Annotated in this window: 19 protein-coding genes and 1 pseudogene; 13 read left to right on the forward strand and 7 right to left on the reverse strand. The window is 70.3% G+C overall.

Annotated features, from left to right (window positions below):
* Positions 1-181, forward strand: a pseudogene (locus Aph01nite_RS01150) (succinate--CoA ligase subunit alpha); the annotation flags it as partial.
* 152 nt (positions 182-333) lie between these two features.
* The gene (locus Aph01nite_RS01155) at positions 334-1,872 is read left to right on the forward strand and encodes a cell division protein PerM (protein WP_204038802.1); all 1,539 of its coding nucleotides are present in this window, start codon (positions 334-336) and stop codon (positions 1,870-1,872) included.
* 3 nt (positions 1,873-1,875) lie between these two features.
* Here Aph01nite_RS01155 and Aph01nite_RS01160 read toward each other — a convergent pair whose 3' ends face one another.
* Positions 1,876-2,280 (reverse strand): hypothetical protein, encoded by a 405-nt coding sequence (locus Aph01nite_RS01160; RefSeq protein ID WP_204038803.1) that lies wholly within the window; start codon positions 2,278-2,280, stop codon positions 1,876-1,878.
* Between the two features lie 85 nt (positions 2,281-2,365).
* Here Aph01nite_RS01160 and purN point away from each other — a divergent pair, with 85 nt between their 5' ends.
* Genes purN through Aph01nite_RS01175 form a run of 3 tightly spaced genes read left to right on the forward strand, consistent with a single transcriptional unit; the run spans position 2,366 to position 5,467 of the window.
* Positions 2,366-2,977, forward strand: a complete 612-nt coding sequence (gene purN, locus Aph01nite_RS01165) for a phosphoribosylglycinamide formyltransferase (protein ID WP_204038976.1) — start codon at positions 2,366-2,368, stop codon at positions 2,975-2,977.
* 46 nt (positions 2,978-3,023) lie between these two features.
* Positions 3,024-4,565: a bifunctional phosphoribosylaminoimidazolecarboxamide formyltransferase/IMP cyclohydrolase gene (gene purH / locus Aph01nite_RS01170; RefSeq protein WP_204038804.1), complete on the forward strand. Its 1,542-nt coding sequence runs from the start codon at positions 3,024-3,026 to the stop codon at positions 4,563-4,565.
* 41 nt (positions 4,566-4,606) lie between these two features.
* Positions 4,607-5,467 carry a bifunctional methylenetetrahydrofolate dehydrogenase/methenyltetrahydrofolate cyclohydrolase gene (locus tag Aph01nite_RS01175; protein WP_204038805.1) on the forward strand — a complete coding sequence of 287 codons (861 nt, stop codon included), beginning with the start codon at positions 4,607-4,609 and terminating at the stop codon, positions 5,465-5,467.
* 47 nt (positions 5,468-5,514) lie between these two features.
* Here Aph01nite_RS01175 and Aph01nite_RS01180 read toward each other — a convergent pair whose 3' ends face one another.
* A complete protein-coding gene (locus Aph01nite_RS01180; protein WP_204038806.1) occupies positions 5,515-6,183 on the reverse strand; it encodes an FHA domain-containing protein in 669 nt (222 codons plus the stop codon).
* A 166-nt stretch (positions 6,184-6,349) separates the two neighbouring features.
* Between Aph01nite_RS01180 and Aph01nite_RS01185 the strand changes: the two genes are divergently transcribed.
* The 3 genes from Aph01nite_RS01185 (at position 6,350) to Aph01nite_RS01195 (ending at position 9,070) form a co-directional block, all read left to right on the forward strand.
* Positions 6,350-7,486 (forward strand): citrate/2-methylcitrate synthase, encoded by a 1,137-nt coding sequence (locus tag Aph01nite_RS01185; protein WP_239161303.1) that lies wholly within the window; start codon positions 6,350-6,352, stop codon positions 7,484-7,486.
* Positions 7,473-7,757 carry a DUF3017 domain-containing protein gene (locus tag Aph01nite_RS01190; RefSeq protein WP_204038807.1) on the forward strand — a complete coding sequence of 95 codons (285 nt, stop codon included), beginning with the start codon at positions 7,473-7,475 and terminating at the stop codon, positions 7,755-7,757. The genes Aph01nite_RS01185 and Aph01nite_RS01190 overlap by 14 nt, the downstream gene beginning before the upstream one ends.
* A gap of 95 nt (positions 7,758-7,852) precedes the next feature.
* Positions 7,853-9,070, forward strand: a complete 1,218-nt coding sequence (locus tag Aph01nite_RS01195; protein WP_204038808.1) for an NADP-dependent isocitrate dehydrogenase — start codon at positions 7,853-7,855, stop codon at positions 9,068-9,070.
* 49 nt (positions 9,071-9,119) lie between these two features.
* Here Aph01nite_RS01195 and Aph01nite_RS01200 read toward each other — a convergent pair whose 3' ends face one another.
* From Aph01nite_RS01200 to Aph01nite_RS01210, 3 genes are all read right to left on the reverse strand, one after another.
* Entirely contained in the window at positions 9,120-9,593 is a 474-nt protein-coding gene (locus Aph01nite_RS01200) for a VOC family protein (protein WP_204038809.1), read from the reverse strand.
* A gap of 193 nt (positions 9,594-9,786) precedes the next feature.
* Positions 9,787-10,290: an RrF2 family transcriptional regulator gene (locus tag Aph01nite_RS01205; protein ID WP_204038810.1), complete on the reverse strand. Its 504-nt coding sequence runs from the start codon at positions 10,288-10,290 to the stop codon at positions 9,787-9,789.
* A 29-nt stretch (positions 10,291-10,319) separates the two neighbouring features.
* Positions 10,320-10,688, reverse strand: coding sequence for a winged helix-turn-helix transcriptional regulator (locus Aph01nite_RS01210; RefSeq protein ID WP_204038811.1), 369 nt, complete (start codon positions 10,686-10,688; stop codon positions 10,320-10,322).
* Positions 10,689-10,810: 122 nt separating this feature from the next.
* On the opposite strand from Aph01nite_RS01210, the gene Aph01nite_RS01215 reads away from it, so the two are divergent.
* The 3 genes from Aph01nite_RS01215 to Aph01nite_RS01225 all read left to right on the forward strand — a co-directional run bounded on the left by Aph01nite_RS01215 (position 10,811) and on the right by Aph01nite_RS01225 (position 14,151).
* Positions 10,811-11,326: a cupin domain-containing protein gene (locus Aph01nite_RS01215; RefSeq protein ID WP_204038812.1), complete on the forward strand. Its 516-nt coding sequence runs from the start codon at positions 10,811-10,813 to the stop codon at positions 11,324-11,326.
* Positions 11,327-11,459: 133 nt separating this feature from the next.
* Positions 11,460-13,259 (forward strand): serine/threonine-protein kinase, encoded by a 1,800-nt coding sequence (locus Aph01nite_RS01220; RefSeq protein WP_204038813.1) that lies wholly within the window; start codon positions 11,460-11,462, stop codon positions 13,257-13,259.
* 73 nt (positions 13,260-13,332) lie between these two features.
* Positions 13,333-14,151: a COG1361 family protein gene (locus tag Aph01nite_RS01225; protein ID WP_204038814.1), complete on the forward strand. Its 819-nt coding sequence runs from the start codon at positions 13,333-13,335 to the stop codon at positions 14,149-14,151.
* Here the strand turns inward: Aph01nite_RS01225 and Aph01nite_RS41970 are convergent.
* Together Aph01nite_RS41970 and galE are read right to left on the reverse strand one after the other, a co-directional pair.
* A complete protein-coding gene (locus tag Aph01nite_RS41970) occupies positions 14,148-14,276 on the reverse strand; it encodes a hypothetical protein (RefSeq protein WP_275418221.1) in 129 nt (42 codons plus the stop codon). The two genes, Aph01nite_RS01225 and Aph01nite_RS41970, sit on opposite strands and share 4 nt — an antisense overlap.
* A gap of 40 nt (positions 14,277-14,316) precedes the next feature.
* Positions 14,317-15,255: a UDP-glucose 4-epimerase GalE gene (galE, locus tag Aph01nite_RS01230; RefSeq protein ID WP_204038815.1), complete on the reverse strand. Its 939-nt coding sequence runs from the start codon at positions 15,253-15,255 to the stop codon at positions 14,317-14,319.
* Between the two features lie 91 nt (positions 15,256-15,346).
* Here galE and Aph01nite_RS01235 point away from each other — a divergent pair, with 91 nt between their 5' ends.
* A complete protein-coding gene (locus tag Aph01nite_RS01235) occupies positions 15,347-16,645 on the forward strand; it encodes a hemolysin family protein (RefSeq protein WP_204038816.1) in 1,299 nt (432 codons plus the stop codon).
* Positions 16,646-16,689: 44 nt separating this feature from the next.
* Positions 16,690-17,694 (forward strand): tryptophan--tRNA ligase, encoded by a 1,005-nt coding sequence (gene trpS / locus Aph01nite_RS01240; RefSeq protein WP_204038817.1) that lies wholly within the window; start codon positions 16,690-16,692, stop codon positions 17,692-17,694.
* The last annotated feature ends 39 nt before the right edge of the window (positions 17,695-17,733 follow it).

A 17,733-nucleotide genomic window follows, 5' to 3' on the forward strand; every position in this document is an offset into this window, starting at 1 on the left:
CTATGTGGCGGGGTTCACCGCGCCGGAGGGCAAGACGATGGGCCACGCGGGCGCGATCGTGTCCGGCTCGGCCGGGACCGCGCAGGCCAAGAAGGAAGCCTTGGAGAAGGTCGGCGTCCGGGTCGGCAAGACCCCCAGCGAGACCGCCCGCCTCATGCGCGAGGTCATGCAGGCGCGCTGAACAGCGGCTGAAATCACGGAGACGCCCGGTGAAACGCCGGGCGTCTTTGTGTTCTCTTGGCGAGACAGCCGTACTGGATCTTGGGCAAACGGGACGGAGGCTACGGCGCGGCGCGAACACGTGAGCGTCGGAGCTTGAGAACATCGGGTACTGTGACGGCGCTTCTTGACCAGATTCGGACTGTCCCCAGGGCCGTCTTCGGTGACGAGGACCGGCGCCCGCTCCCGGTCTCGGGCATGCTGGCGGCGGCGCTGACGCTCGGCGTGGGGCTGGCCGTGCTGACCACCCTGACGCTGATCGGGTGGATCGCCGCACCGCGCAGCGCGTTCGGGCAGGGCCTGCCCGGCGTGTTCCGCACGGCGTGCCAGCTCTGGCTGGCGGCGCACCACGCGGGCTTCGCCATCCCGGGGGGCCGGGTGGGGCTGCTCCCGCTGGGCCTGATGATCCTGCCGGGCACGCTGCTCTACCGGGCGGGCCTGTGGATGGCCAGGGACGCCGACCTGCGGCTGCGCATGCCCGCGCGGCTGCCCAAGGGCACGCCGAAGGATCTGGCCAACGCCCGCCGCCGGGCCCAGTTCGTGCTGATCGCGCGGGCGGGCATCTCGCTGGCCGCGCCGTACGCGCTGCTGGCGGGCATGATCGCGCTGGTGGCCGAGAACGATGTGACCCAGCCGTTCCTGGGGGAGGCGCTGGTCAGCCACTTCCTGCTGGCGTTCCTGGCCGGTTCGGTGGCGGTGGCCCGCACGATCGGGCCGTGGCGGTCGATGCTGCGGCTGCTGCCGGAGCGGCCGAGGTCGGTGGTGGTCGGCACGGCGGTGGCCATGTCGATGATGCTGGCCGCGGGCCTGGTGCTGGTGCTGGGCTCGATCGTGGTCAACTTCGGCGAGATCCAGAAGCTGTCGGAGGTGCTGAGCCCCGGTTTCGTGGGCGGGCTGCTGCTGCTCCTGGTCGAGGGGCTCTACCTCTTCAACGCCGTCATCTGGGGCATGTCGTACATCGCCGGACCGGGGTTCGCGATCGGCGCGGGCACGCTGGTCGCGCCGACCGGGGTGAAGCTGAGCACCCTCCCGACACTGCCGCTGCTGGGCGCGCTGCCCGAGTCGGGGCCCGCGCCGCCGTGGCTGATGGCGGTGATCGCGGTGCCGTTCGCGGCGGGCACGGTGGCGGGTGCGGTGGTGGCCAGGATCGCCCCGACTCCGTCGCTGGAGACGGCTCCGCTGTGGGGGTTCGTCTGCGGTCTGACCACGGGCGGCGTGGCCGGGGTGCTGGCCGCGCTGTCGGGCGGGCCGCTGGGCGGCGACCGCCTGTCCGCGGTCGGGCCCTCGCCGTGGGAGGTGGCGCTGTCGGTGACGCTGGAGGTCGGCGTGGCCGCCGGCATCTCGGCGGGCCTGTCCAACTGGTGGCTGATGTCCCGCTCCCCGGCGGCCCCGATCAAGAAGGTCGTGGGCAAGGTCGCCAAGAAGGTCAAACCGGCCAAGCCGCTGCCCGGCCACTGGATGGACGCCACCGAGTCCGACACGATGCCCATCCCGGTCATCAAGGACGACTGGTCGGACGAACACGGCGACACCGACGCGTTCCCCCGCAAGCGCTCCGAGCCCGTACGCCCCGGCCGCGACGACATCATCGACGAGACCGACGACCGAGGCGGTCACATCATCTACGTGGACCCCTGGGAGAAAGAGGACTGAGACTCAGCCGGGCAGCGGCATGTCCGCGGGCCACGGCACGCCCAGCTTGCTCTCCAGGGCGCGCTTCAGCGCCCCCGTGCACTCCTGCTGGGCGGTGACCGTCCCGGCCCCCTTCCGGCATTCCGTGTACGCGGTGAGCTCGGCCGAGAAGTACACCTGCACGAGCGTGGTCACCGCCCCCAGCACGAACGCGATCACGGAGATCACGATGGCGCTGATGGCCATCCCGGTGCGCTGTTTGGCCCGTCCCAGCAGGCGCACGTCCCGTACGCCGACCACGAACCCGAAGACCGACAGGGCCAAGCCCGCGGCGGGCAGCATGAATGTGAAGATCAGTGCCATCAGGGCCAGAGTGAGCGCCCTGCGCCCGCCCAGTTCCGGCGTCGACACTTGCAGCGGTGTAGTCACGTTCTCCTCGCCCGATACCCTTTTCCCGCACCCGTTTACCGCATCCACGTGCTCCCGCACGTGCACTCGCCGTTAGGAGCCCGTCCTGTCTTCCCGGCTCGTGGTCCTCGTCTCGGGTTCGGGGACCAACCTACAAGCCCTGCTGGACGCCGCGGCAGATGACGCCTTCGGCGCCGCCGTGGTCGCCGTCGGAGCCGACCGCGACGACATCGAGGGCCTGGCCCGCGCGCGGCGCGCCGCCATCCCGACGTTCGTCACCCGGGTGGCCGACCACGACACCCGTGTGGCCTGGGACGCCGCGCTGGCCGCGCGCATCGCCGAGCACAAGCCGGATCTGGTGGTCTCCGCCGGGTTCATGAAGATTCTCGGTCCGAGCGTGCTGGACGCCTGGCCGGTCGTCAACACCCACCCTGCCCTGCTGCCCGCTTTCCCGGGCGCTCATGCCGTCCGCGACGCGTTGGCGTACGGCGTGCGCGTGACCGGCTGCACCGTGCACCTGGTCGACGCGGGCGTGGACACCGGGCCGGTGATCGCCCAGGAGGCGGTGGCCGTACGGGACGGGGACGACGAGGACGCGCTGCACGAACGCATCAAAACGGTGGAACGCCGGCTGCTGGTGGAGGTCGTGGGCCGGATGGCCCGCGAGGGCTGGCACGCGGAGGGCCGGCACGTCCGGTTCGGCCGCGCGGAGAAATGACCCGGTTCCTGATAACCCGGGTGGAATCAAAACAGGAGGAGCATCCGTGACCAGAATCGCCATCCGGCGCGCGTTGATCGCGGTTTACGACAAGAGCGGGCTCGAGCAGCTGGCGCGCGGCCTGGAGGCGAGCGGCGTGGAGATCGTCTCCACCGGCGGGACCGCTGCCGCGATCGCGTCCTTCGGCATCCCGGTCACCAAGGTGGAGTCCCTCACCGGCTTCCCCGAGTGCCTGGACGGCCGGGTCAAGACCCTGCACCCGCGGGTGCACGCGGGCCTGCTGGCCGACGGCTCCAAGCCGTCCCACGTCAAGCAGCTGGAGGAGCTGGAGATCGAGCCGTTCCAGCTGGCCGTGGTCAACCTGTACCCGTTCCGCGAGACGGTCGAGTCGGGCGCCTCGGACGCGGACTGCGTCGAGCAGATCGACATCGGCGGCCCGGCCATGATCCGCGCCGCCGCCAAGAACCACAGCACGGTCGCCGTGGTCACCGACCCGGCCGCCTACCCGGACGTGCTGACCGCGCTGTCCGAGGGCGGCTTCACGCTGACCGACCGGCGCCGGCTGGCCGCGCGGGCGTACGCGCACACGGCCTCCTACGACATCGAGGTCGCCTCCTGGTTCGCCAACGTCTACGCGGCGGAGCAGTCCTGGCCGGCCTTCATGGCCGCGTCCTGGCGGCACCGCGCGACCCTCAGGTACGGTGAGAACCCTCACCAGCAGGCTGCGCTGTACAGCGGCCAGACCACCGGCCTGGCCAACGCCGAGCAGCTGCACGGCAAGGAGATGTCCTACAACAACTACGTGGACGCCGACGCCGCCTGGCGGGCCGCCTGGGACTTCGCGGACCCGGCCGTGGCGATCATCAAACACGCCAACCCCTGCGGCATCGCGGTCGCCGACGACGTGGTCGAGGCGCACCGCAAGGCCCACGCCTGCGACCCGGTCTCCGCCTACGGCGGGGTGATCGCGGTCAACCGCGAGGTGACCCGCGAGCTGGCCGAGCAGATCGCGCCCATCTTCACCGAGGTCGTGATCGCGCCGTCGTACGCCGAGGACGCGCTGCCCGTGCTGACCGGCAAGAAGAACCTGCGCGTGCTGGCCTGCCCGCAGGAGCCGGCCAACCCGGCCGAGTTCCGCCGCATCGACGGCGGCCTGCTGGTGCAGCGCGCCGACCGGTTCCAGGCCGACGGGGACCGGCCGGAGAACTGGGAGCTCAAGGCCGGACCCGCCGCCTCACCCGAGGTCCTGGCCGACCTGGAGTTCGCCTGGCGGGCCTGCCGCTCGGTCAAGTCCAACGCGATCCTGCTGGCTTCGGGCGGCGCCTCGGTCGGGGTGGGCATGGGCCAGGTCAACCGGGTGGACTCGGCCCGGCTGGCGGTCTCCCGCGCGGGCGACCGCGCGGCGGGCTCGGTGGGCGCCTCGGACGCCTTCTTCCCGTTCGCGGACGGTCTGCAGGTGTTGATCGACGCCGGGGTGACGGCGATCGTGGAACCCGGTGGCTCGATCAGGGACGAAGAGGTCATCGCCGCCGCCGAGGCCGCCGGGGTGACGCTCTACTTCACCGGCACGCGGCACTTCTTCCACTAGACGCAAGCCACCAGACGTACACAGCCACACGAGGGGGCACCATGACGGCACAAATCCTGGACGGCAAGGCCACCGCCGCGAAGATCAAACTCGACCTGGCCCGGCGGGTCGGCAAGCTCGCCGAGCAGGGCGTCACGGCCGGCCTGGGCACCATCCTGGTCGGCGACGACCCCGCCAGCCGCATCTACGTGGCCAGCAAGCACCGGGACTGCGCCGAGGTCGGCATCACCTCCATCGGCCGCGAGCTGCCCGGCGACGCCACCCAGGCCGACGTGGAAGCCGTGATCGACGAGCTCAACGCCGACCCGGCTTGCGACGGCTACCTGGTCCAGCTGCCGCTGCCGCGCCACCTCGACACGATGGCCCTGCTGGAGCGGGTCGCCCCGGCCAAGGACGCGGACGGCCTGCACCCGGTCAACCTGGGCCGGCTGGTCCACATGGTGGAGGCCCCGCTGCCGTGCACCCCGAACGGCATCGTCCACCTGCTCCGCGAGTACGGCGTGCCCATCAACGGCGCCGAGGTGGTCGTGGTCGGCCGGGGCATCACGGTCGGCCGCCCGCTCGGCCTGCTGCTCACCCGGCGGTCCGAGAACGCCACCGTCACCCTGTGCCACACCGGCACCCGCGACCTGGCCTTCCACGTGCGCAACGCCGACATCGTGGTGGCCGCGGCGGGCGTGCCCGGCCTGATCACCGCGGACATGGTGAAGCCCGGCGCCGCGGTGCTCGACGTGGGCGTGTCCCGGGTGGACGGCAAGATCGCCGGTGACGTGGCCCTCGACGTCAGCGAGGTCGCCGGTTACGTGGCGCCCAACCCCGGCGGGGTGGGGCCGATGACGCGTGCGCTGCTGCTCACCAACGTCGTCGAGGCGGCGGAACGGGCGGCCGCCTCGACACGCTAGAAGCCCGCTGCGCGCCGGACGTCAGCTCGTCCGCCGGCAGGAGGACGTCAGCTCGCCCGCCGGCTCGCGGCTCCCGCCGCGGGCTGCGCGGGCGCTGCTCCCGGGCCTGCCGACTCGGTCGCCCGCTGCGGCGGGACCACCGGGGTCGGCCGGACCAGACCCAGCGCGACGACCTCGTTGGCGAGGCGGGTGCGCCGGTTGGTGCCCTCCGGGATGCGGAACTTCTGGTAGAGCCGGAGCAGGTGCTGCTTGACCGCGGCCTCGGTCACCACCAGGTCGTCGGCTATCTCGCGGGCGGTGGCCGGAGCCACGAACGCCTCGTCCGAGAGCGCCGGGCGGCATAACGAGGTGAGCACGTCGACCTCGCGCCGGGTGAGCTCGGGCGCGGCGGCCCGCCGCAGCTCGACCTCGGGCGCGATGTCCTCGCGGGGCACCCCGCCGACTCTGGCCCTGGCGGCGCCGAACGACACGACGTCGCCGTCATCGAGCACCCTCCGGGCGATCGGCCTGCCGTTCACCCGCGTGCCGTTCCTGGACAGGCCCAGGTCAACGACATACAGGTACGGCCCGCGGCGGACGAATTCGGCGTGCAGTCGTGACACGCTCGGATCCGTCAGCCGGATGTCGGCCCCTCGGCCCCGGCCGATCGTGGTGATCTCGGGGCGCAAGGGCACCACCTCGCCGGTGTCCTCGATCCGTATGAACGGCCCCTCCACGGCAGTTCCTCCCCAGGTAGCCCGCCGTTACTTTCACTACACCTCCGGCTTACCCAAACGTGGGGATGGGGAATCGCCTTTGCCCAACGGAGAATCCAGCGGGAAATTGGTTTGGACCTCTGCAAAGCCCTTTACCTGCTCACAGGTAGACTTCCAGCGTAGATAAGTGGAGGAAACACTTATGGCGGACAAGCCCACCAAAGGCCTCGCAGATGTCGTCGCCGCGTCCACAGCGCTGAGCGACATCGACGGCAAGGCGGGTCGGCTCTTCTATCGTGGCTACGACATCCACGATCTGGCCGGCCGCACCACCTTCGAAGAAACCGCCCACCTGCTCCAGCACGGAAAACTTCCCAACAGGGAGCAACTCGCCGTATACGGTGACGAATTGGTCCGTGGGCGGAGCCTGGGCAACCTGGTCCAGGCCAATGTGGCCGAGATCGCCGAGAAGCAGGAGCCGATGGAGGCCCTGCGCACGCTGGTGTCCCTGGCCAGCGCCGACGATCCGGACAAGGACTCCAACGCCGCGGACGCGAACCTGCGCAAGGCGGCCAGACTCACCGCCCAGCAGCCGCTCCTCGTCGCCCGCTACCACGCCTCCAGAACCGGTACGGAGATCGCCGAACCGGACCCGGACCTGAGCATCGCGGCCAACTTCCTGCTCCAGATCACCGGGCGCATGCCGTCCGCGCGGGAAGTGGAGATCTTCGACGAGTGCCTGGTGCTCCACGCCGACCACACCATGAACGCGTCCACGTTCGCCGCCCGGGTCTGCGCGGCGACCCTGTCGGACATGCACTCCGCCGTGGTGGCCGCGATCGGCACCCTCAAGGGTCCCCTGCACGGCGGCGCCAACGAGCAGGTCATGCGGACGCTGGAGAGCATCGACCCCAGCGGTGTGGCCCAGGCCGTACGGGACAAGCTGGCGGCGCACGAGAAGATCATGGGCTTCGGGCACCGGGTCTACAAGGTGGAGGACCCGCGGGCCACGCATCTGCGTGAGATGTCGCGTGAGCTGGGCGAGGCGTCCGGGGATGACACGTACTACCGGATGTCCAAGGAGATGGAGGAGGTCGTGCTCGCCGAGAAGGGCCTCTACCCCAATGTCGACTTCTTCGCCGCGACCGTTTACCACTACCTTGGGATTCCAACTGATTTGTTCACGCCGGTCTTCTCGGTCAGCCGGATGGCCGGGTGGACCGCGCACGTGATCGAGCAGCACGCCGACAACCGGCTGATCCGCCCGGACAGCGAGTACATCGGCGAGCGCGACCAGAAGTGGACCCCGATTGACGAACGGTGAGAAGACCCCCTGGTGGCCGTACCTGCTGGTGGCAGCGGGTGCGGCCGTCGGTCTTGGGCTGATCGCCCTCGGTTTCGCCGCCACCACCGGAGCCATGGTCATGGGCGTCGCCATGCTGGCGGGCGCCGGGCTGCGGCTCGTGGTGCCGGGGCGGAGCACCGGGGCGCTGGCCATTCGCAGCAGGAAGGCGGACGTGCTCACCCTCGCCGTGTTCGGATTCCTGCTTGTGGCGGGGTCACTCGCCTTCGCCATCAAGTTTCACGCGACCTAGTCGCGGACCGGTCACGCCGGTTCGATAGCCTCAACGGCACCGCAAAAAGGACTGCCGCAGCAGGATTGTGTTCGTTCAGAAGGGGAACCCCACGCATGCCCAAGATCAAGGTAGCGGGCCCGGTCGTCGAGCTTGACGGCGACGAGATGACCCGGATCATCTGGCAGTTCATCAAGGACCAGCTGATCTTGCCCTACCTGGACGTCGATCTCAAGTACTACGACCTCGGCATCGAGCACCGCGACGCCACCGACGACCAGGTCACCATCGACGCCGCCCACGCCATCAAGCAGTACGGCGTCGGCGTCAAGTGCGCGACCATCACGCCGGACGAGGCCCGGGTCGAGGAGTTCGGCCTGAAGAAGATGTGGCGCTCCCCGAACGGGACGATCCGCAACATCCTCGGCGGCGTCATCTTCCGCGAGCCGATCATCATGTCCAACGTGCCGCGCCTGGTCCCCGGCTGGACCAAGCCGATCGTGGTCGGCCGTCACGCCTTCGGCGACCAGTACCGCGCCACCGACATCAAGATCCCCGGCGAGGGCGCGCTCACCCTGACCTTCACCCCCAGCGACGGCAGCCAGCCGATCGAGCTGGACGTGTTCGACTTCCCCGGCGGCGGCGTGGCCCTGGCCATGTACAACCTGGACGAGTCCATCCGCGACTTCGCCCGCGCCTCCTTCCGGTACGGCCTGGACCGCAACTTCCCGGTCTACCTGTCCACCAAGAACACGATCCTCAAGGCGTACGACGGCCGGTTCAAGGACATCTTCGCGGAGGTGTTCGAGTCGGAGTTCAAGGCCGACTTCGAGGCCGCCGGCATCACGTACGAGCACCGCCTGATCGACGACATGGTGGCCGCGGCGCTCAAGTGGGAGGGCGGCTACGTCTGGGCCTGCAAGAACTACGACGGCGACGTGCAGTCCGACGTGGTGGCGCAGGGCTTCGGCTCGCTCGGCCTGATGACCTCGGTGCTGATGACCCCGGACGGCCAGACCGTGGAGGCCGAGGCCGCGCACGGCACGGTGACCCGGCACTACCGCCAGCACCAGCAGGGCAAGCCCACCTCCACCAACCCGATCGCCTCCATCTTCGCCTGGACCCGCGGCCTGCAGCACCGCGGCAAGCTGGACAACCAGCCCGAGGTGATCGACTTCGCGGAGAAGCTGGAGCAGGTCTGCGTGGAGACCGTCGAGGGCGGCCAGATGACCAAGGACCTGTCGCTCCTGGTCGGCGGCGACGCCGAGTGGCTGACCACCCAGGACTTCCTCGCCGCGCTGGACGAGAACCTCAAGAAGAAGATGTCCGCCTGACCCGTGAGAACGGCCCCTACCTCGGCAGGTAGGGGCCGTTTCGTTTGGGTCAGCGGCCGGGGGCGCGCTCCTTGACCTCCTGGAGCACCCAGCCGTTGCCGTCCGGGTCGCTGAAGGTGGCGTAGGAGCCGTAGTCGGCGCGGTCGGGGTGCGGGGCGGGCTTGCGTTCCTGGCCGCCGGCGTGGTGGGTGACCTCGCCGTCCTCGTGGCCGTGGTAGAAGACGCCGCCGCCGTCATGGAAGATCTCGCTCACCGCGACGCCCCGGCCGACGAGTTCCGCGTGGGCCCGCTCGATGTCGGAGACGATGAGGTAGAGGCCCTGGACCGAGCCGGGGACGGCGGCGGTGATGCCCGTACCGAACATGATCGAGGTCTCGGAGCCGGGCGGGGTGAGGTGCACCGCGCGCCAGGTCTGGCTGACGGCCTTGTCGAGGTCCACACGGAATCCCGCCGCCGCGTAGAAGTCCTTGGCCCGGTCGACGTCGGACACGGGCAGCATGATGAGTTCGAGTTTCAGATCCATCGGGGGTTCGAATTCCTTACCGGAGAAGCGGGTGATCATGGCCGGCGGGGCCCCTGTCGCCCGCCGGGATGGTCGTCTGCGTCACGGCGGCCACTCGGCTTCCGCTCCGCCAGGCTGATAACCCGTAATCTGGATATCCCTTATCCATGTTCACCTCCGGAAAAGACGCGCGGCGTGCCGCGGGGGAGAAGGATCAGTCGCGCCCGAGCGCCTGGCGGACGTGTGCCGCCACGCCGGGAGCGTGCGCGTCGGCCGCGCCGAGCACGTCGGCGAGGCTCTGCTCGGCCAGCGCCTGCCGCCAGGCCGCCTCGGCCCGCGCCATGGCGGTCTTGACCGCGCACGGCTCGGCGAAGCTGGCCTCGGGACAGCGCCGCCCGATGGTGCCGCAGCGCCGGATCTCGGTGCAGCGGAAGAGGGGGGCGTCCCCCTCGATGGCGAGCACCACGTCCAGCACCGATATCGCCGCCAGCGGGCGGGCCAGGCGGAACCCGCCCCGCGCGCCCGGCACCGACTCCAGCAACCCGGCCCTGACCAGCTGCTGGAGCTGCTTGTTCAGGTACGTCACCGACAGGTCGTGCCCGGCGGCCAGCTGAGCGGTGGCCACCGGCTCCCCGTCCCCCGACCAAGCCAGATTGAGCAGCGTGTGCATCGCCCACTCGACGCCCTTGCCCGTACGCACAACCTGGACACTAGACATCCAGATTCAGTCTGTCAAAAAATGCCTGGTCAGCGGCCACGAGACGCCTGCCGGGCGGTGTGGATGGCGTCGAGGTGCCGGTCGGTCCAGCGCGCGACCCCGCTGAGGATGGCCAGCAGCTCACGCCCGGCGTCGGTGAGGCCGTACTCGACCTGAGGGGGGACGGTGGGGTGCACGGTGCGGGTGATCAGCCCGTCGGACTCCAGGCCGCGCAGGGTGGCCGTGAGCATGCGCTGGGTGATGGGCGCCAGCCGCCGGCGTAGCTCGTTGAATCGGCGCGGCTCGGTGACCAGCTCCGTCATCACCACGGGGGCCCACTTCTCGCCCACCCGGGACAGGATGCTCCGGAGCGCGGCGCAGGACTCCTCCGATTCGACGATTTCGGCGCTTTCGGCCATGTGAGTTCTCTCCTTGGTACTACGGCACAGAAAACTGCCTTCTTGCGGGTGTTCTGGGGGGAACGACAGCCTGTTTCCCCGACCTCCCGAAACTTACCTTCTGACACGACCAGGAGCTTGGCGTGAGCCTTCCCTTCCAGACCCCCGAGGATCCCCGGTACACCACCCGCGGCTCCCTCTACGTGCCGTCCGGGCAGGGCCCGACGGTGTGGGCCGTGGGCGACATCTACACGATCAAGGCGACGGGCGCGCAGACCAACGGCGGCTTCGGCCTCATCGAGGCCACCGTGCCGGCGGGCGGCGGGCCGCCCGCGCACATCCACCCCGAAACGGAGGAGACCTTCTACATCCTCGACGGCGAGCTGGAGTTCCTGGACGGCGACCACTGGTTCACCGCCTCGGCGGGCGACTTCATCCACGTTCCGCGGGGCATCCGGCACAGCTTCCAGAACAAGCGCATGCACGCCGCGCGGATGCTCTTCATGTTCACGCCGCCCGGGCCCGAGCAGGTCATCGCCGACCACGCGATGCCCGCCAGGAACGGCGAGACGGCGCCGCCCCTGGACGACGAGCAGATCGCCCGGCTGGAGACGATGGCCACGCTGATCGGGTCGGTCATGGTGCCCGACCCCGTCTGAAAGATGGCTGGATAGAAACCCGTTTCGCACAAAAGGCCGCCCTTGGGTGGCCTTTTGTGCGCGGGGGATCACCTTGCCGCCTCTGGGTCGTAAAGTGCTGCTGGTCAGTAGTTCGCCGAATCATGGGGACCAGATGATCGTTCCGCTCGGGCCGGGGGATCCCAAGCAGCTCGGGCCCTTCACGCTGTCCGGGCAGCTGGGCGAGGGCGGCCAGGGGATCGTCTACCTCGGCCAGAACGAGGCCGGGGAGCGGGCCGCGATCAAGCTCCTGCACGTCAAGTTCACCGGGGACGCCATCGCCAGGTCCCGGTTCGCCCGCGAGTTACGGGCCGCGCAGCGCGTCTCCAGCGTGCGTACGGCCCGGGTGATCGCCGCCGATCTGCAGGGCGACACGCCGTACATCGCGAGTGAGTACATCGAGGGACAGTCGCTGCGGCACGCGGTGGAGTCGGGCGGGCCGCTGCGCGGGGAGGCGCTGGAGCAGCTCGCGATCGGTACCGCCACCGCGCTCACCGCCATCCACCAGGCCGGGATCGTGCACCGGGACTTCAAGCCGGACAACGTGCTGCTGGCCGCGGACGGCCCCCGGGTGGTGGACTTCGGCATCGCCCGGATCATCGACTCGACCGGGACGATCACCAGCAGGGCGGTCGGCACACCGGCCTACATGGCCCCCGAGCAGATCTCCGGGGACGAGATCGGCCCGGGCACCGACGTGTTCGCCTGGGGCGCGACCATGGCGTACGCGGCGACCGGCCAGGTCGCCTTCGGCGGGTCGTCCATCGCGGCCGTGCTGAACCGGATTCTCAACCACGACATCGATGTCAGCGGGCTGCCCGAGCCGCTGCGCGGGGTGGTGCGGTCCTGCCTGCGCAAGGCCGCCGCGGACCGGCCGACGGCCGACGAGATCCTGTCCCGCCTGCTCGCCGGGCCCGACCAGGCTCCGCCGGCCACGATGGAGTTCGAGCAGGTGCCCGTCCAGCGCACCCAGTACGTGCCGAAGCCGGAAAAATCCCGATCAGGAGGGCGGCGCTGGCTACCGGCCGGACTGGCGGTGGCCTGCGCGGTCCTGGTGATCGGCGGCGTGGTGGCCGCCACCCAGTTCATGCCCATCGGGGAGCCGCCGCCCACCTTGCCCCCCAGCCCGACGCCGGGGATCACCACGGCCACCCCCACGCCGTCCCGGTACGCCTCGGTCTTCGACAAGGCCGCCGCCACCGGCCGGCTGGTCATCGGGGTCAGAACCGACCTGCCCGGCGTGGCCTTCGGCGACGAGAGCGCCCCCCGCGGCTTCGAGGTCGAGGTGGCCAAGTTCATCGCCGACAAGCTCGGCGTGCCCGCGCGCGGCATCACGTTCAAGTCCGTCTCCCGCTTCACCCGCGCGGACGCGCTGAAGCGGGGCGAGGTGGACCTGGTCGTGGCCACCTACTCCTACGACGACTTCAAGACCGACGAGGTCACCTTCGCCGGGCCGTACTACGAGGCCAAGACCGACGTGCTGGTACGGGAGGACGCCGGCATCACCACCGAGGCCGACCTGGCCGGCAAGCGCATGTGCGCCCGTACCGGCAGCCCCAGCAACGACCAGATCCTGGCCCGGGTGAAGATGACACCGGTCCCCGCGGACAACTACGGCGACTGCATGAACCTGCTCAAGGACGGCGTGGTGGACGCGGTTCCCGGCGACGACCTGATCCTGGCCGGGTTCGCCAACCGGGAGGCCACTCTCAAGTTCCGGGTGGTCGGCCTGGGCCTGGGCGGGATGCGGTACGCGGTCGGGCTGCCCCGCGGGGACACCCGTACCTGCGAGCCGGTCCGCCAGGCCATCCTGGACCTGTACGAGAGCGGCTCCGCCAAAGCCCTGATGCGCCGCTTCTTCGGCAAGGTGGCCTTCACCCCCGAGACGGACACCCCCGAGCGGCTGGCCTGCTGATTCCCGGCGTGTCACGCCGATCCCCGCCGACCGGCCGGGTTTGAATTGGTTCCTGAGCGTTCGGGGGAGCCGCATGGGTCGTTGGGTTGTTGCCGCATTCGTTTGCCTGCTCACGGGGGTCGCGGCGCCGCCCGCGCACGCCGAGGAGATGGGCGGAGCCGATCTCACCGTGAAGATCGAGTCATTCCCGCCGCTGGCGCAGCCAGGGCAGCCGATCACCTACCGGGTCACGGTCGGCAACACAGGACCGGGCGACGCGGTGCTGCCGGTGCTCACCGTGCGCATCCCGCGCGAGGTCGAGATCATGAGCGTGGACGTGGCGGAGTGCCTGCCCGGACGCGGCTACAACGAGGTCGTCTGCCGTTCGCCGCGGGACATCCTGACCGGCGGTAGCGGCGGGGTCACCATCACCGGCCTGGTACGGCCCAGCGCCACCGGCCCGCTCCACGCCTACGCCACCCTCGTCTCCGAGGTGATCGACGGCGACGAGCGGAACAACCGCGCCGACTCCGACGTCAAGGTCGACGAGGGCGCCGACCTGGCCATGCGCCTGGCCCCGGCCCGCCGCGCCGCCCGCCCCGGCGAGGAGTACGCGGTGGACGCCGTCGTCCGCAACCGGGGCCCGCAGGAGGTCCGGGACGCGTACGTCTACGTGCAGTCCGGCCGGGCGCGTTTCCTGACCGGTTCCGGCGCGCGCTGCAAGCTCCGCCAGGACCTCGTCGGCTGCGCGCTGCCGCCGATCAGGTCGGGCGCCTCGGCCCATGTCGAGCTGGCCTTCCGCGCGCCGGCCCGCCCGGTCCGCACCCAGGCCACGGTCCACTCACGCGGCCTGGGCGACCGCCACCCGGCCAACAACCAGGCGCATCTCCGGCTCGCCGCGGTGTCCCGCTAGAGGGGACACTCCACCGAGGCCTCGGGTCCCGGGCCGCCGGTGGCGAACACCACACCGGCGGCGGCGATGAGACTGCCCAGCACGATGAGAGCGACCAGGCCCAGCGCGGGAAGCACTTCCCTCATGATGAAATCTCATCACATTTCACGGATTGAATCCGGGCAATTACTGAAGTGCCGCCCAGGCGTCCTCGACGATGCCCCGCAGCGTCGTGTGCTCCGGCTTCCAGCCCAGCTCACGCTGGATCAGCTCGGAGGAGGCCACCAGCACGGCCGGGTCGCCGGCCCGCCTGGGCGCCACCTCGGCCGGGATCGGGTGCCCGGTCACCTCGCGGCAGACGTCGAGGACCTCCTGGTTGGAGAAGCCGGTGCCGTTGCCCAGGTTGTAGATGCGGTGCCGGCCGGGCGTGCAGGCGTCCAGGGCCAGCAGGTGCGCCCGGGCCAGGTCGGCCACGTGCACGTAGTCGCGGACGCAGGTGCCGTCCGGGGTGGGGTAGTCGTCGCCGAAGAGGCTGATGGCGTCGCGTTCGCCCCGGGCGACCTTGAGGACGTTGGGGATGAGGTGCGTCTCGGGGGAGTGGCGCTCCCGGAAGGGTCCGTACGCGCCGGCCACGTTGAAGTAGCGCAGGCTGACGGCGGCCAGGCCGTACAGGCCGGCGAAGGTGGTGAGGGCGGTGTCGACGGCCAGTTTGGACGCGCCGTACGGGTTGCCGGGGCGGGTGGGGTCGGTCTCGCGGACGGGGGTGCGCTCGGGCTCGCCGTACACGGAGGCGGTGGAGGAGAAGACGATGCGGCCGACGCCCGCGCCGCGCATGGCGTCGAGCAGGGTGAGGGTGCCGCCGAGGTTGTTGGCCCAGTAGCGGCCCGGCTGCTGGACCGACTCGCCGACCAGGGACTTGGCGGCGAAGTGCAGCACGGCGTCGAAGCCGGTCAGGTCGCCCGGCTCGGTGATCGACCCCTCGACGAAGGCCGCGCCCGCGGGGACCGCGTCGGCGTGGCCGGTGGAGAGGTCGTCCAGCACGGTCACCGCGTGCCCGGCCTCCACCAGCTGGGCCGCCACGACGCTCCCGATATAACCGGCACCCCCGGTCACCAGTAGCTTCACGTTTGATCCTGTTCATTCTTGTTTGAATCTGTACGACTAGCCTAGCCGAGTACGCTGGCAGATCATTGTGTCGGCCCCGGGCGGGAACCCAGTGAACAGTCTCCTCGCGAACATCGCCATCGTTCTGATCTTCATTCTGATCGGAGGCTTCTTCGCCGCCGCCGAGATGGCCATGGTCTCCCTCCGGGAGAGCCAGGTCCGCCGCCTGGCCACGCTCGGCCGGCGCGGCGCCCGGGTGGCCAAACTGGCCCGCGACCCCAACCGGTTCCTGTCCGCCGTGCAGATCGGGGTGACCGTCGCCACCATGCTGTCGGCCGCGTTCGGCGCCGACCGGCTCAGCGGCGAACTGGCCCCCGTGCTCGAAGACTGGGGCCTCACCGCCCAGGCCGCCCCGGTGGTCGCCCTCGTGCTGGTCACCCTGGCCATCTCGTACGCCTCGCTGGTGCTGGGCGAACTGGCCCCCAAACGCCTGGCCCGCCAGCGCGCCGAAGGCCTGTCTCTGGTGATCGCCCCCTTCCTGGACCGGGTGGCCGCGCTGTCCCGCCCGATCATCTGGGCGCTCTCCAAGTCCACCGACGGCGTGGTACGGCTGCTCGGCGGCAACCCGCAGGCCGACCGGGAGAAGATGTCCACCGAGGAACTGCGCGACATGGTGGTCGGCCACACCGAGCTCACCACCGACGAGCGGCACCTCATCGGCGAGGTCTTCGCGGCCGGCAAACGCCAGCTCCGCGAGGTCATGCTGCCCAGGACCGAGGTCGAGTTCATGGCCGCGGACACACCCCTGGCCGAGGCGGCGGTGCTGGCGGCGAGCATGCCGTACTCGCGGTTTCCGGTGTTCCGGGGCTCCTACGACGACGTGCTGGGCTTCGTGCACGTGCGTGACCTGCTGGATCCGGTGCTCACCGGCCGGATCGACCCGATCAGCGAAGTGGTCCCGATCCGCCCGGTCAAGCTGCTGCCCGGCACCAAACGGGTGCTGATCACCCTCTCCGAGATGCGCGACGAGGGCCACCACCTGGCCATCGTGGTCGACGAGTACGGCGGCACCGCCGGCATCATCACCCTGGAGGACCTGGTCGAGGAACTCATCGGCGACATCCGCGACGAGTACGACGAGGACGACCAGCCGGTCCGCAGGATCGCCGGGGACATCGAGGTCGAGGGCCTGGTCCGGCTGGTCGACTTCGCCGACGAGACCGGCATCCGCCTGCCCGAAGGGCCGTACGAGACGCTCGGCGGCTACGTCATGGCCGTGCTCGGCCACCTGCCGCAGGTGGGCGATTCGGTGGACAGTCCGGGCGCCGGGCTCACCGTCACCGAGATGGACGGCCGCCGCGTCTCCCGGGTTCTGGTCACGCCCAAGCCGCCGCCGTCCGAGGCTCGGTGATTCAAGTCGCGCGTGGTCCCGCTCTCCTGCCAGAATCGGGAGTTATGGCCCGTCCTCGCGTACTGTCCGGCATCCAGCCCACCGCCGACTCGTTCCACCTCGGCAACTATCTGGGCGCGGTGCGTCAGTGGGTCGCGCTGCAGGACACGCACGACGCGTTCTACATGGTCGTGGACCTGCACGCGCTCACCGTGAACCCGAGCGCCGCCGAGCTGCGCACCCGGACCAGGCTGGCCGCGGCGCAGCTGTTCGCCTCCGGCCTGGACCCGGAGCGCTCGGCCGTCTTCGTGCAGAGCCACGTGCGGGAGCACGCCGAACTGGCCTGGATCCTGATCTGCCAGACCGGCATGGGGGAAGCCGGCCGGATGACGCAGTTCAAGGACAAGTCCGCCAAGGTCGGCGAGGGCTCCACCAGTGTCGGGCTGTTCACCTACCCGATCCTGCAGGCCGCCGACATCCTGCTCTACCAGGCCGACCAGGTCCCGGTGGGCGCCGACCAGAAGCAGCACCTGGAGCTCTCCCGCGACCTCGCGCAGCGCTTCAACCACCGGTTCGGGCCCACGTTCACGGTGCCCAGCCCGTACATCCTGAAAGAGGTCGAGAAGATCACCGACCTGCAGGACCCGACGGCGAAGATGTCCAAGTCCTCCTCCAGCCCGCAGGGCATCCTGGACGTGCTGGAGCAGCCGGGCCCGCTGCGCAAGAAGGTCATGCGCGCGGTCACCGACACCGGCAGCGACGTGGTCATGGACGAGGAGAACAAGCCGGGCGTCAGCAACCTGCTGCGCATCCAGTCCGCGGTGACCGGCGTGCCGGTGCCCGAGCTGGAGGCCAGGTACGCGGGCCAGGGTTACGGCACCTTCAAGAAGGACGTGGCCGAGGCCGTGGTGGAGGTGTTCGCGCCGATCCGGGAGCGGACCGAGAAGCTGCTGGGCGACGAGGCCGAGCTGGACCGCATGCTCGCCGTCGGCGCGGCCAAGGCGCGCGCGGTCGCGGCCGAGACGATGGCCCACGTCCGCGAGAACATCGGGCTGCTGCCGACCCCGTAGGCCTGGTGAGGCGCGCGCCTTCGCGGGTAGAGACAGCCT

This window comes from Acrocarpospora phusangensis (assembly GCF_016862995.1).
GTDB classification, from domain to species: Bacteria; Actinomycetota; Actinomycetes; order Streptosporangiales; family Streptosporangiaceae; genus Acrocarpospora; species Acrocarpospora phusangensis.

What these genes read in the sequence shown, in the direction of transcription:
- Aph01nite_RS01175 (WP_204038805.1), top strand. Translation starts at nt 4,607, where the DNA reads ATGACGGCACAAATCCTGGACGGCAAGGCCACCGCCGCGAAGATCAAA.
- Aph01nite_RS01195 (WP_204038808.1), top strand. Translation starts at nt 7,853, where the DNA reads ATGCCCAAGATCAAGGTAGCGGGCCCGGTCGTCGAGCTTGACGGCGAC.
- Aph01nite_RS01200 (WP_204038809.1), bottom strand. Translation starts at nt 9,593, where the DNA reads ATGGATCTGAAACTCGAACTCATCATGCTGCCCGTGTCCGACGTCGAC.
- Aph01nite_RS01205 (WP_204038810.1), bottom strand. Translation starts at nt 10,290, where the DNA reads ATGTCTAGTGTCCAGGTTGTGCGTACGGGCAAGGGCGTCGAGTGGGCG.
- Aph01nite_RS01210 (WP_204038811.1), bottom strand. Translation starts at nt 10,688, where the DNA reads ATGGCCGAAAGCGCCGAAATCGTCGAATCGGAGGAGTCCTGCGCCGCG.
- Aph01nite_RS01220 (WP_204038813.1), top strand. Translation starts at nt 11,460, where the DNA reads ATGATCGTTCCGCTCGGGCCGGGGGATCCCAAGCAGCTCGGGCCCTTC.
- Aph01nite_RS01225 (WP_204038814.1), top strand. Translation starts at nt 13,333, where the DNA reads ATGGGTCGTTGGGTTGTTGCCGCATTCGTTTGCCTGCTCACGGGGGTC.
- Aph01nite_RS41970 (WP_275418221.1), bottom strand. Translation starts at nt 14,276, where the DNA reads ATGAGGGAAGTGCTTCCCGCGCTGGGCCTGGTCGCTCTCATCGTGCTG.
- trpS (WP_204038817.1), top strand. Translation starts at nt 16,690, where the DNA reads ATGGCCCGTCCTCGCGTACTGTCCGGCATCCAGCCCACCGCCGACTCG.